The organism is Halomonas sp. M1, assembly GCF_029581375.1.
In the GTDB taxonomy this organism is placed as follows: domain Bacteria; phylum Pseudomonadota; class Gammaproteobacteria; order Pseudomonadales; family Halomonadaceae; genus Vreelandella.
Map to the genome: position 1 here is coordinate 737,863 of NZ_CP121119.1, position 13,079 is coordinate 750,941.

Below are 13,079 nucleotides of genomic sequence, written 5' to 3' on the forward strand. Positions count from 1 at the left end.
CATTTTAACGGTCAACCATGGTCTCTCAGGCGGCACGGCTGTAGTGCAGATGCATGCGCTTTTACTATGACGTTGGCAGCTCAGGGAATGTTGGCAGGTCATCTGCCAACTCAAACCAATCCGCTTTCGAGGATACCCATGCGTGGTAACGCTTACTTGACAGCACGGGGGTATCCAGCGTGCCAAGCCGTAATCGTTTCACCTCAGGACGATCATCTCTCGCGCTGTACAGTGGACTGCCACACTCTGCGCAAAACACCCGCGACTTATTGGGGCTGGCGCGAAACTCCTTTAAATAGGAAGCCCCTTCGGTAATACGGAACCCTTCTGACAGGATGGGCGCAACGGCCACAAAAGCGCTGCCCTGCGCCTTCTGGCACTGTTTGCAGTGGCACATGGACACCTCATCAATGCCACCGCTGTACTCGTAGCGGACGCCCCCGCAAAGACAACTGCCTTTATGCACCGAACTCTCCATTGTTCTTGATCGTGTAACGCTTGGCACACGTGCTGTTTCGGAGCTGCGACGCAGCGGAAAAGCGGTCACCGTGCTGCCACTGGTTAAGCGGCCTCGAAATCCAGGGGCTCAATACCGTCCAGATTAACCGTGCTGCGGGCCACCCAGAGATCATACATATCTTGCATCGCCAACCAGCTCTCAGCGGTACGCCCAAGAACCTTGGACAGACGAAGAGACATTTCCGGGCTAATACCACTATCCCCTTTGATCAATCGGGACAAAGTGGAAGGTGAAACGCCCAGACTGGAAGCAAGCTGACGGGAGCTGATTCCGAAAGGTGCCAGATACACCTCCCGGATGAATTCACCGGGATGCGGCGGATTATGCATAGTCATCAGTGATAATCCTCATAATCAAGTATGTAGGCGTTGCCGTCCTGAAATTTGAACGTCATGCGCCAGTTTCCGTTTACCCAAATCGACCACCGCCCTTTGTCTTCGCCCTTCAATGGATGAAGCCGAAAACCGGGGATATCCATGTCTTCCACTGAAGTGGCAGTATCTAGAGCAGCAAGCTGCATGCGCAGCTTCTTGGCGTGATCAGACTGTATGCCAGCCATGCTGCCAGTCGAGTAGAACCGCTTCAGTCCTTTGTGACGGAATGATTTAATCATGAGGGCACTCTAGCATGTTGCGCACCACGCAACAACAGAGCTTAACGACTTGCTCACCGCGCGAGCGATAGCGAGTCCGGTCCAGCTACTTGTTAACTTTCGATTCATGGTGCTTGTAATATGCTGAGCTACCTGCCCAATTTGCCACAGCATTACCCTCGATTTTTCTAATGAGCATATCCAATGCTGGAGTCGTGGAGCGCTTTTCGTTCTTCTTGACTACACCGCCAGAGACAAAAACATAACCTTTTTCGAACATATCATCACAACCTGCCTTACACATTAAGGCAGCGATATTGTCAAAATCGAGTTTCTCTGACTTAGAACCCTCCGATCTTTTCTTAATGTGCGCAGCGACCAAGAACTCTAAAGGGTACTCGTTCTCACAAAGTACACACTTTGCTTGCGATCGTCCGCCCGAAATGTGCGCTCGAAGGAGTGCTTGCTCCTTTCTTGATTTGGTAATCGAGTCAATATCTAGGTTCACTTGCTCGCTCAGTTTGGGAAGCACAGTTTTTGCCGTGACCGGAGGCGAGCTTGAATCAGTGAACTTGATGCTATCGGCAGTAATGAGAGATGCTGCCTGTTTGATGTCAGGACTGGACATTCTTGCCCCTAGGCCAGACCGCACTAATGCTTCGAGCTCTTCTTCCGTATCTACATAAACATAGTCAACTTCAAAACGAGATGGGCTCGCCACATAAGTTCCGTCTTTATGTTTGTGCGGATATATAGGCTGGCCTTTGTGTTCGCCTCTGGACTTGTAAGCTTTCAATTTACTCACGCACTATTCCTGGAAATTTAACGCCCGCAACACCGGGCAATTTGTAGCGCAGCGGAAAATTGATCCGCTTGATTGCGCTTGTTAACTTTTATGCCGACAAATAACAGCACTTTTTATATTTAACACCACTTCCGCATGCGCACGGATCGTTTCTCTTTTGCTTCTGAGGTGTTGTTGGTCTAGTTGGAGCTAATTTTTGAATTGATTGCTCGATAGAGCGCTCGATAATTTTTTCTATTTCTCTTTCCGGCACGGGATCGTCTTTGAAAGTACTGTAGGCCGCAATCATTAACCCAATAGCTGTCAATATAATTCCGATGAAACCGTACAATTCAGACCTTGTTTGCGGCAGTACAGAAGCGAAATTCTTTAACTCAGGAACTGTTTCTTGTATGTTTGCTTGGACTTGTTCTTTCGAAAGGTTTCTCTTTTGCGCTTCAGCCAGTACAGCCGATAATTTCTGTAACTGCTGAATTGTCTTAATACTTCCTTGCAGTAACTTTATTGCGTTGCCAGTGATGTCGTAAACGCCATCAGGTACATGGCCCGTGCCTCCGCAGTTTGGGCAAGGACCTACTCGATTTCCGCTTAGAGTTACATTCCTACAATTTTCAAAAACGAAACCAGAACCAAAAATAGCTCCACAGTTATCGCAAAATGCTGGCATCTCTGGCATGGTGCCTCCTTGAAAGTTAACGCCAAAATATGCGGCGCCTGACGCAGGAAGGCGTCTGGCGCGTGAAACGCGCGTACATCATTTGCTTGTTAGCATCTTTGCCATACGTTCTAAGTCTGTTGCTACCCCTTCCAACACAAAAAAGTTAGTAGGATGTTCATATAGCATATCGTGAGTCATCGGGTCGGGCTGATATTCGGAAAGCCTCGACCTCAGCTCATCCCGCAACATGATCGCATCGACTTTATACTCCCGCGAGTACTCACCGAGAGCCGTTCCCATAACCCGCATCAAAGGGTCAGCAGCATCCTCGCGCCATTTTTTATCATCATCGCCATGTCGGTCTTGCTGCCCTCTACTAACGTTCGAGATAGCCTCCTCGTAGGCCGACTGATGTTTGTCTTTGACATCCCGAATACCACGAACCACACTTAGCGCCTTTTCCCGCAGGGCATCCTCTGTCGTATCCACCACTGCCATATGCTTATTTTCAAGCTGCAGTGCGCGAGAGCGGTACTGATCAACCTATTCATCCTTCAAATGAATTCTTTCTCGTAGAGTCTCATTAGTCGCACGAAGTTGCTCAATAACAGAGCCGTATCGCCACCGCGCCAAAGCATAAGCAGCCATAAAAACCAGTACGGCAAGGATCATGAAAGCAAGCGGCGCCTGCGAAAGCGCATCCCATTCACTTGATAGGTGGTCGATTAGTCTATCCATTAACTCACGATACCCTTGCTAACGCTTGCAGCACGCGCAACCTTGGAATGGAGCCGAAGGCGCCATGCAAAGGGCGTCGCCGTGCCTGCACTTGATACTCATTGAGCCTTCTCCCCCAGCTCAGCCCGTTTGGCTAAGCTGAAAAGGCGACCAAACCTAACAGGAGAAGACTCAATGAACTTTTACAATAGCACTCACCGTCACTACTGTGGAATTGATCTGCATGCCCGTAGCTTATATGTCTGCATCCTGGATCAGCAGGGCGAAACCCTTCTGCATAAAGAGATTCCAGCCAAACCAGAACCTCTGCTTCATCTGATCGAACCTTACCTGGACGATCTGGTCATCGGCACCGAATGCATGCACTGCTGGTACTGGATCGCTGATTTCTGTGAAGACCAGGGCATTACCTTCATTCTCGGCCATGCCCTTTATATGAAGGCCATTCATGGTGGTAAAACCAAGAATGACCGCGTGGATTCTTACAAAATTGCGGCGCTTATTCGAGGCGGTAATTTTCCCCTTGCATATGTCTACCCACGCAGCATGCGAGCTACCCGTGACCTGCTTCGCCGTCGAACTGGACTCGTTCGCCACGGCGCGGATCTCAAAGCTCATGTGGTCAACACCACGAGTCAGTACAACCTGCCACCCAACAAGGTCAATTTAAAAAATGTCAGTGCCAGAGAGCAACTAGGCAGAACCTTTGATGACCCGCTCGTTCAGCGCAATATCGATCTAGATATGGCCGTTTTAGAGTGCTACCACCGGGAACTAAGCCAGGTGGAATGGCTATTGGAAAAGCAGGCCAAAAAGCATCAGCCGACCTACTACCACTTATTAAAAACCATTCCCGGCGTTGGCCGTATTCTGGCCCTCACTATTCTGTATGAAGTGGGTGATATTCGACGTTTTGAATCTGTCCAGAAGTTCGCCTCCTATTCCCGACTGATCAAGTGCAAAGCCGAATCGGCCGGTAAGACCTATGGCACCCAGGGCAACAAGATTGGTAATGCCCATCTGAAGTGGGCTTTTTCTGAGGCTGCGGTGCTTTATCTGCGCAGCAATCCAGGCGCACAAAAGCTGTTGCAACGCTTCCAGAAACGCATGAGTAAAGCCAAAGCGTTATCAGCTCTGGCCCACAAGCTCGGGCGTGCGGTCTATTTCATGTTAAAGAACGAGAAGGTGTTTGATGAACAACGCTTTTTAACGAGTTAGTCACGCAGCAGGCTGATGATCAACGTCTAACTGGATCATCATGGAGTGTGCTGAAATAGGGTGTCTGTTGACTGATTTTGAGATCTGAACCCCGACTTCTACACCCAACTCGAAGCCCGTCGCTTTGATTATCCATCCTGCTGGCGTGCACCAATACCCTGAGCGAGTGGGCTTACACCGGCGCTGAACCTGAAACTAACTGGGACTGTAAAGTAACCCGCTTTTTGAATAGGACAGAGGCTGGTTAACCGATGAATGTCTAGTGCCCCAGACCCACCTGCAAGGAGCAACCCGGTCTGGCAGTGGTAAACCACCACGTTAAGAGAGCCTCAATAGGTGTTTGCTGTAAGCCACTCACAGCCAACGATGACAGATGAAGTAGGATCACTAGCTCAGGGACTTGCCATTGGCCGCTGACGCGGCCAATAAAAAACACTGCGGCCTATTGACAGAGAGAAGGCTCATAGGTGTTAGCTTGAGGCATTATCTCGCTTCTCAAGTCGCTTCATTTCTACTTTCTTCCACTCGTTTATTGGGTCAATGGCTTCCTGCCCGTAGTGCTTCAAAAGCCACTTAAAGAATCTGGCTTTTCTATCAATCTCCAGCTTCAAATCTCTCAATTGCTGGCCTACCTGCCCCGATTCCTCAAAATGTTGATGCCAGTCTTCTTGAGATACCTCTTGCCCGTTGATCAAGTATCTTGTCTTGTCATCATCAAACTCAATCTTGCTCTGCCCCGCATACTCATTGTTCCACTTATGGGCGAGCTGGACATACTGAGTTACCTTCCGCTTCAGGTCGTCATTCAGGATATAGACTGATATAACCCGCCATAGAACATAGTCCCTAGCGATCAACACAGCAGGCAGAAAAATGTAAGTCACAAGGCCGGCAAGCAGAACCTTTCCTATCGCGCCCCAAGTCACATCCATAAACCTAATACCTTCAAGCTAACAGTTTATTAATGCGCATGCGCGTTTCCCTGGAGAGCCCAGCCTCACCACAAACTTCCAATCTATTGATAGAAAAGGGAAAATCATCAATTTCATTCTAAAGCTCGCTAGAAAAATGCGCATGCGCGTTATCATTCTTGATCGTCTTTATGAAATGCGTATAAACATACGCACACCCCTCTCAACCTATTGTTTTAAAGCATTTTTATAAAAATCTTCCGCAAAATTGAGCACGCATTCCATTGGGCGTGCCAGAAAACGCGCATTCCTGGCTGAAAATCCCTATTCATACTGCATAGCACTTCGTTGCCTCTACGTTTGCTATGCGTACCTGCCCTACCTTTTGCACTGAAAACTCATCAATCTTAACAAAATATGCTTAGCCTTAACGCTAGCAGATTATGCTTAGTGCCGTCACTATCTATTAGCCGCCCCTCTGGGCATTGTTACCCTCGCCTTCATTTCCTTGTGACGAACACGGTAAGCTAGGCAGCACTCTCGCTGCTGATTAAAGACCCAACAATGACTACCCACTGGATACTTGGCCCCGGCGCCATTGGCCGCTTGCTGGCCCATTCGCTTGCACCGCTTAACGAGGTTGCTTTGATTAGCCGCCGGGCGCTGCCTGAGCAGCAAGTGCTTACCACACCCGAAGGCGAACAACACTCGCAGCGTCTTAATGTGTTCACGGTTGATCAGTTAGCTTCTAACACACTTAAACCGCCCGGTTTTGTGCATATCACCACCAAGGCCATGGCGGCTGAGGCGGCGCTTGAAAGCCTTTCACGCGTTATCCCCCCTACTACGCCTCTGGTGCTGTGGCAAAACGGCTTTTTAGCGCAGCCGCGCATTACCCAGGCGTGGCCGGGGCCAGTGCTGTGTGCCACGACTACCCAAGGCGCCTACCTAACGGGGGATGAGGGCGTGGTGCACGCGGGGCGTGGGCCGACATTTATTGGCGACCTGAATAACCAACACGGTGCGCTGTCGGAAACACTCGCGCAGACATTAGGTGAGGCAGGCTTTACCGCCACGCCGGTAGGCGATATTCGCCAACGCCTGTGGCAAAAGCTAGCGGTGAATGCAGCGATTAACCCGCTGGTGGCGCTGCATGGCGTGCGTAACGGCGAGTTGCGGGAAACAGCCTATGCAGGCCTCGTGGCAGCGGTAGTAACGGAAGTCGCGTCGATTTTGCAGGCTGAAGGCATTCAACCGCCTACGGGCAGGCAAGGTAAGGAAGCCTGGTTGGCATTGGTGTGGCAGGTAGTGGAGAACACCGCGCACAACAAGGCATCGATGCTGCAGGACGTTGAAGCCAAACGCCCCACCGAGCGCGGGGCGATTTTGGGGCCGTTGATTGAAAGCGCCCAACGCCATGGGCTGGCGCATGAGGTACTGCAAGCGCTTGATGCCGAGCTAGCGGCCCTGGAAGCACGCTTTTAGCTATCGGTTTGGCTTCAAGCGCCCTATTTAAGAGACAGGAATCATCACGACGTTGCGGTAGGCGGGTAGCTCAGCAAGCTGCTTAGACCAGCGCTCTAGATGCGGGCGGGGTTGCCACGTTATGCCGCTATTGCGCAGGTTATAAACGAATGGGGCCAGGGCTATATCGCCAAGACCAAACGCGTCACCAGAGAACCAGGGCTGATCGGCAAGGGCGTTGTCCAGTTGTGCAAATAGCTTTTCGCAGGTGGCGATGATGGGCTCTAGGCGGGCGGTGTCGCGCTGCTCTGCGGGGGTTCTTACATAGCCCAACAAGAGTGCACGGTGTGGCGGTGTGAGCGCACTGGTTGACCAGTCCATCCACTTTTCCATTTGGGCACGCTTGGCGGGTTCGTCAATCCACAGCGACCCTTGGCCATACTGGGCGGCTAGGTAGCGAATAATGGCGTTGGACTCCCAGAGTACGGTGTGGGTGGCGTCGTCTTTTAACAGCGGCACCAGCCCGTTGGGGTTCATCGCCAGGTATTCGGCTGTGTTATTAACCCCATGCTCCCGACCTGCGGGAATTTGCTCGTAAGGCAGCTCCAGGGTTTCTAATACCCAAAGGACTTTTTTAACATTGGTAGAGTTGTTGCGGCCCCAAAGCGTAATCATAGAAATCCCTTTTTGAGCATAATAAAGAGGTTGAGTTTGCCCGCCCTTGACACCTATAACAAGGGGCGGCATAGCCGCCCTCTTGCTTACGCTTAATCACGCGCTACACCATTTAGGCGCTGTTTTTATCCTGATAAAACGTTAGCAGGCTTGAGAAATCCAGGTTTCCGTTACCGCCTGCTTTATGCAGGGTAAACAGCGAGCGGGCAGCAGACCCCATGGGAACGGGCGAGGCGCTCTGCTGGCTAACATCCATCGCAAGGCCCAGGTCTTTAATCATCAGGTCAACCTGGAAGCCACCTTGGTAGCCCTTAGAGGCCGGAGCGTTTTCCATTACGCCGGGGTAAGGGTTATAAACGTTTAGTGCCCAGTTACCGCCGGAGCTTTGCTTCATAATCTCGGAAAGCACCGCTGGGTCCAGGCCATTTTTCACGCCCATGTTGATCGCTTCGCAGGTGCCTGCCATCAAGATAGATAGCAGCATGTTGTTGCACACCTTAGCTACCTGCCCCGCACCGTGGTCGCCCGCGTGGAAGATATTTTTACCCATCACGTCTAGCACGGGCTTGGCCTGCTCAAACTGGGCATCAGAGCCGCCAACAATAAATGTCAGGGTACCTGCTTGGGCGCCACCTACCCCACCGGACACCGGCGCATCCACAAAGCCAATGCCTTTTTCAGCCCCCGCAGCGGCCACGCTACGGGCGGTATCAGCGTCGATGGTGGAACAGTCGATTACTAAGGCGCTCTGTTTGATCACATCAAACAGTGGCGTATCGCCATCTACATACAGCCCGCGTACGTGCTTACCTGCGGGAAGCATGGAAATAATAAAGTCTGCATCGGTGGCGGCGTCTTTGGCGGATGCCGCCACGTCGCAACCGTGAGACTTGGCGGTTTCCAGGGCCTGTTCAGAAAGGTCAAAGGCGCGCACTTGAAAGCCCGCTTTTGCTAAGTTGGCCGCCATGGGGCCGCCCATGTTGCCTAAACCGATAAACGCGACGGTGGTCATCATTGTTGTCCTTATTAGAGAGTGGTCGAAAATGCGTTAGCGAAGATCCGCGAGGGGGCTCTCCTCCCAAGGTGACGCTAGCAGCCCATCGATAAACGATGACTCTACGGAGGCGACATCCGGGTACGTCCAAGCTGGCTGGCCATCTTTATCTACCAACAGGGCACGCACACCTTCTGGGAACTCACGGTGGCGGCAGCACTGCACGGAAAGCGCCAACTCCGACTGAAACACTTCCGCAAGCGACATGTGCTTGGCGCGCTTTAACTGCGCATCAATCAACTTGATGGAGACGGAGCTGCCGTGAGCCAAGGTTTTCTGGGCCTTGCTGAACCATTTGTCGTCAGTGTCTACCGCCAAGATCGCCGCGACGACTTGCTCAATAGTGTCGTGATCCATTAACTCGCGGATTAGCGCCGTGGATTTGTAAACCGGGGCGTCAAGCTCGGCAAAGGCACCTTGGGAGGCCTGCTCTAGCTCGCGCAGAATGCTGTTTACGACGCCGTGGGCGTCGGTCTGGCTACCTTCACCCCAGGTAGCTGCTAGCAGCTTCTCGGCCAACGCATCGCGGTACTGGCTGGCAATGGCACGGTCGGCCAAACCCAGGTGCACCGCATCCGGCGCATTGATTTGGCTGCCGGTCATGGCTAAAAAGCGTCCGGTGCCATTGGGCAGGCGGTTTAAGAACCAGCTTGCCCCCACATCCGGGTAGAGGCCAATGGTGACTTCTGGCATAGCAAGGCGGGAGGTTTCAGTGACCACACGGTGGCTGCTGCCGCTTAGCAGCCCCATACCACCCCCCATGACGATGCCGTTACCCCAGCAAATCACCGGTTTTGGGTAGGTGTGTAGCAGGTAGTCGAGGCGGTATTCCGTATCAAAAAAGCGCTGAGGAAAATCCGGGTCGCCGTCGCCGGTTATGGCTTTATAGAGGTTGACCACATCGCCACCGGCGCAAAAGGCTTTGTCACCGGCGCTATCCAGCAGTACCGCTACAATTCGCTCGTCAGCCTGCCAGGCTTGCAGCCGTGGCAGGATCTCTTCGATCATCTCAAGCGTTAGCGCATTAAGAGAGCGTTCAGCGTTGAGGGTGATCTCACCAATGATATGGCCATCTTGGGTGGCGTGTTCAGCAAACAGTACGCAACTCATTCCGTTGTCCTTGTGATTGCCTTTGTGATTGTCCTTGTGACTGGCTGCCCTTGTGGCTAACTATAGCTCGGCGGCACCGCTTGCAAGCACGCGGCGAGAAATAATCAGCCGCATGATTTCGTTGGTGCCTTCCAAAATGCGGTGCACGCGGGTATCACGCACGTAGCGCTCCATGGGGTACTCCTTGATATAGCCGTTACCGCCGTAAAGCTGGAGTGCCTCGTCGCATACCTTAAAGCCTACATCGGTCGCAAAGCGCTTGGCCATGGCACAATACGCGGTGGCATCCGGATGGCCTAAATCCAGCTTAGCGGCCGCCATACGTACTAGCTGGCGGGCTGCTACAAGCTCCGTCACCATATCTGCCAAGCGGAACTGCAACGCCTGGAAATCCGCTAGGCGCTTACCAAACTGCTTGCGCTCCAGCATGTATTCTCGGGCTTTATTAATCGCCTGCTGGGCGGTGCCAATAGAGCACGTAGCGATGTTGATGCGCCCGCCATCTAGTCCTTTCATGGCAATTTTGAAGCCGTCGCCTTCGTTGCCCAGCAAGTGGTTAGCAGGCACGCGCACGTCTTCAAAGGTGATCATGCGGGTGGGCTGGCTGTTCCAGCCCATTTTTTCCTCTTTACGGCCATAGCTAATGCCGCTGGCTTTGGCATCCACCGCAAACGCGGAAACACCGCCGGGGCCTTCACCACCGGTACGCGCCATTACCACTAGAAAATCAGTGCTGCCCGCGCCGGAAATAAACATTTTGCTGCCATTCAGCACATAGTCGTCGCCGTCGCGCTTGGCCGTGGTTTTAAGCGATGCGGCATCGGAGCCGGAGTTAGGCTCCGTCAGGCAGTAAGAGCCGAGTAGCTCGCCTGTCGCAAGCTTTTCACCCCACTGCTCCACCGCTTCCGGCGTGCCGAAGTCCGCCAGCATCCAGGTCACCATATTATGAATGGTGAGGTAGGCCGTCGTAGAGGTGCAGCCCATGGAAAGTTGTTCAAAAATAATGCTGGCATCCAGCCGGGAAAGCCCCAGCCCGCCAACGTTTTCCGGCGCGTACAACGAACAAAAGCCCAACTCACCCGCTTTACGAATGACATCCACTGGAAAGAAGGATTCGGCGTCCCACTCTGCTGCATGGGGTTCTAACTCATTTTGGGCAAATGCCCGCGCCATATCAGAAAAGGCAACTTGGTCTTCGCTTAGCTCAAAATTCATAGCGTTCCTCCGTACAAGCATGGCTGGGCAACGTGTCATTCGGCGTTGGACGGCACAGGCTTTGCTATTTGTCGTTACTGGTAATGTTGACGTTTACGTTAACTTATATACTTACCTTAACCTACGCAACCGCTTAGCCCCACTACCTTTGGAGTAGACGTATTTTAAGGGCAAAAAAAGGGTGCCAATAGGCACCCAACGGACAGACCCGGTTCAACCCATTACTTAAAGTTTTTGCGATACATCTTGCTAAGCTCACCCACAATACCGCTGCGGAAGCTAAGCACGCAGACCACAAAAATAATCCCTAATATTACGTTTACCCAGTTGCCAAGCGGCGACTGCGCCAGCACATGCTGCAGGCTAACCACAATGCCCGCGCCCATCAGTGGGCCTAACAACGTACCCACACCGCCCAGTAGCGTCATCAGAATAACTTCACCGGACATGTGCCAGTGGGCATCGGTTAACGAAGCCAGCTGGAACACTACGGTTTTGGTGGAGCCCGCTAACCCAGCGATGGCAGCAGAAAGTACAAAGGCCAACAGTTTGTAGGCATCAACGTTGTAGCCTAACGAGACCGCACGGGGTTCGTTTTCACGAATCGCCTTCAGCACCTGCCCAAAGGGCGAATGCACGGTGCGCTGGATAAGCGCAAAGCCGAATAAGAAAATCGCAAACACGAAGTAGTACATCGCCAAGTTGCTGCGCAGGCTGATGAAACCAAACAGCTCACCCCGTGGCACGCCGTGTAAGCCATCTTCACCACCGGTAAAGGGCGCCTGTACAAACATGAAGTAGACAAGCTGCGCTAGCGCCAGCGTTACCATGGCGAAGTAGATACCCTGGCGACGGATTGCCAGCAGGCCAAATAGCAGCCCTAACACCGTAGCCATCAGGGTTCCGCCAATAATGCCCAGCTCAGGCGTTAAGCCTGGGTAACTTGCCAGTAAGTAGCCGGTAATATAGCCACCTGTCGCGAGAAACGCGGCATGCCCAAACGAGAGCAGTCCCGCATAGCCCAGCAGCAAGTTAAAAGCGCTGGCAAATAGCGCAAAGCAGAGAACCTTCATTAAGAACACTGGGTACGCTAAGAAAGGCGCCACCAGCCCCACTGCAACAAGCGCTGTGTAGAAGAGGTTGCGGCGCATATTGGCACGTTTTTGGCGTTCCAACACCGCAGAGGGTGCTTTGATTGCTTGAGAATCTGCCATGGTTAAGCCTCCTTACCGAACAGCCCAGCGGGGCGTAACATGAGCACTAATATCATCACCAGGAAGATCACAGTATTGGAGGCTTCCGGGTAATACACTTTGGTTAAGCCTTCGATAACTCCCATGCCTAGGCCGGTAAGAATCGCACCCAGGATTGAACCCATTCCCCCGATAACCACCACGGCAAACACCACAATCAATAGGCTTGAGCCCATAGTGGGTGAAACCGGGTATAGCGGAGCTGCCAGAACACCCGCAAACGCAGCCAGTGCAACACCAAACCCATAGGTAAGGGTAATTAACAGCGGTACGTTGACCCCAAACGCCTGCATAAGCTGGGAGTTTTCTGTACCCGCCCGCAGGTAGGCGCCTAAGCGAGTGCGCTCAATCATGAACCAGGTGAATAGACACATTGCCAATGCCGCTACCAGTACCCAGGCGCGGTAAGTGGGCAGGAACATAAAGCCTAGGTTGACCCCCCCCTGAAGCACCTCTGGGGTGGCATAACGCGCGCCGGAAACCCCGAAGAAGTTGACCAGCGTGCCTTCAAAAATTAGCGCTAACCCGAACGTTAGCAGTAGCCCGTAAAGGTGATCCAAGTGGGCAATACGACGCAGCAAGAAGCGCTCCATCAGCATGCCAAAACCACCTACCACCAGCGGCACTAAGAACAGTGCTAGCCAGTAGTTAATGCCTAAGTAGCGAAAGCCTAACAGCGCGGCGAAGGCCCCCAGCATGTATTGTGCCCCATGGGCAAAGTTGACGATCTTCAGTAGGCCGAAGATGACCGCCAGGCCCAAACTAAGCAGTGCGTAAAAGGCACCGTTCACAAGCCCAAGCGTTAGCTGGCCCATGAACACGGCCAGTGGCACGCCGAATATCATCGTCATGGTATGACTCTCCTC

At 52.6% G+C, this 13,079-nt stretch carries 15 protein-coding genes; 2 read left to right on the top strand and 13 right to left on the bottom strand.

What is annotated here, in order from left to right; all coding sequences use genetic code 11:
• Positions 1–64: 64 nt before the first annotated feature.
• The 6 genes from P8S54_RS03340 to P8S54_RS03365 form a co-directional block, all read right to left on the bottom strand.
• A complete protein-coding gene (locus tag P8S54_RS03340; protein WP_281443229.1) occupies positions 65–466 on the bottom strand; it encodes a GFA family protein in 402 nt (133 codons plus the stop codon).
• 95 nt (positions 467–561) lie between these two features.
• Entirely contained in the window at positions 562–855 is a 294-nt protein-coding gene (locus tag P8S54_RS03345) for a HigA family addiction module antitoxin (protein WP_281443230.1), read from the bottom strand.
• Positions 855–1,133 carry a type II toxin-antitoxin system RelE/ParE family toxin gene (locus P8S54_RS03350; RefSeq protein ID WP_281443231.1) on the bottom strand — a complete coding sequence of 93 codons (279 nt, stop codon included), beginning with the start codon at positions 1,131–1,133 and terminating at the stop codon, positions 855–857. The genes P8S54_RS03345 and P8S54_RS03350 overlap by 1 nt, the downstream gene beginning before the upstream one ends.
• 85 nt (positions 1,134–1,218) lie before the next feature.
• The gene (locus P8S54_RS03355; RefSeq protein WP_281443232.1) at positions 1,219–1,917 is read right to left on the bottom strand and encodes a hypothetical protein; all 699 of its coding nucleotides are present in this window, start codon (positions 1,915–1,917) and stop codon (positions 1,219–1,221) included.
• 88 nt (positions 1,918–2,005) lie between these two features.
• Entirely contained in the window at positions 2,006–2,593 is a 588-nt protein-coding gene (locus P8S54_RS03360) for an SEC-C metal-binding domain-containing protein (protein ID WP_281443233.1), read from the bottom strand.
• Positions 2,594–2,671: 78 nt separating this feature from the next.
• Entirely contained in the window at positions 2,672–3,073 is a 402-nt protein-coding gene (locus P8S54_RS03365; RefSeq protein WP_281443234.1) for a hypothetical protein, read from the bottom strand.
• Between the two features lie 414 nt (positions 3,074–3,487).
• Between P8S54_RS03365 and P8S54_RS03370 the strand changes: the two genes are divergently transcribed.
• On the top strand, positions 3,488–4,531 hold the full coding sequence (locus P8S54_RS03370; RefSeq protein ID WP_281443235.1) for an IS110 family transposase: 1,044 nt from the start codon (positions 3,488–3,490) through the stop codon (positions 4,529–4,531).
• Between the two features lie 470 nt (positions 4,532–5,001).
• Here the strand turns inward: P8S54_RS03370 and P8S54_RS03375 are convergent, their stop codons facing one another.
• Entirely contained in the window at positions 5,002–5,463 is a 462-nt protein-coding gene (locus P8S54_RS03375; protein WP_281443236.1) for a hypothetical protein, read from the bottom strand.
• Positions 5,464–6,006: 543 nt separating this feature from the next.
• Between P8S54_RS03375 and P8S54_RS03380 the strand changes: the two genes are divergently transcribed.
• Positions 6,007–6,927: a 2-dehydropantoate 2-reductase gene (locus P8S54_RS03380; protein ID WP_281443237.1), complete on the top strand. Its 921-nt coding sequence runs from the start codon at positions 6,007–6,009 to the stop codon at positions 6,925–6,927.
• 27 nt (positions 6,928–6,954) lie between these two features.
• Here the strand turns inward: P8S54_RS03380 and P8S54_RS03385 are convergent, their stop codons facing one another.
• From P8S54_RS03385 to P8S54_RS03410, 6 genes are all read right to left on the bottom strand, one after another.
• On the bottom strand, positions 6,955–7,581 hold the full coding sequence (locus tag P8S54_RS03385) for a glutathione S-transferase family protein (RefSeq protein ID WP_281443238.1): 627 nt from the start codon (positions 7,579–7,581) through the stop codon (positions 6,955–6,957).
• Between the two features lie 112 nt (positions 7,582–7,693).
• Entirely contained in the window at positions 7,694–8,593 is a 900-nt protein-coding gene (mmsB, locus tag P8S54_RS03390; RefSeq protein WP_281444055.1) for a 3-hydroxyisobutyrate dehydrogenase, read from the bottom strand.
• Between the two features lie 36 nt (positions 8,594–8,629).
• Complete coding sequence (locus P8S54_RS03395) at positions 8,630–9,745, bottom strand: enoyl-CoA hydratase/isomerase family protein (protein WP_281443239.1); 1,116 nt, start codon at positions 9,743–9,745, stop codon at positions 8,630–8,632.
• A gap of 60 nt (positions 9,746–9,805) precedes the next feature.
• Positions 9,806–10,960, bottom strand: a complete 1,155-nt coding sequence (locus P8S54_RS03400) for an acyl-CoA dehydrogenase family protein (RefSeq protein WP_009099455.1) — start codon at positions 10,958–10,960, stop codon at positions 9,806–9,808.
• 221 nt (positions 10,961–11,181) lie between these two features.
• Positions 11,182–12,174 carry a branched-chain amino acid ABC transporter permease gene (locus P8S54_RS03405; RefSeq protein ID WP_281443240.1) on the bottom strand — a complete coding sequence of 331 codons (993 nt, stop codon included), beginning with the start codon at positions 12,172–12,174 and terminating at the stop codon, positions 11,182–11,184.
• Between the two features lie 2 nt (positions 12,175–12,176).
• Positions 12,177–13,064: a branched-chain amino acid ABC transporter permease gene (locus tag P8S54_RS03410; protein ID WP_281443241.1), complete on the bottom strand. Its 888-nt coding sequence runs from the start codon at positions 13,062–13,064 to the stop codon at positions 12,177–12,179.
• Positions 13,065–13,079: the final 15 nt, after the last annotated feature.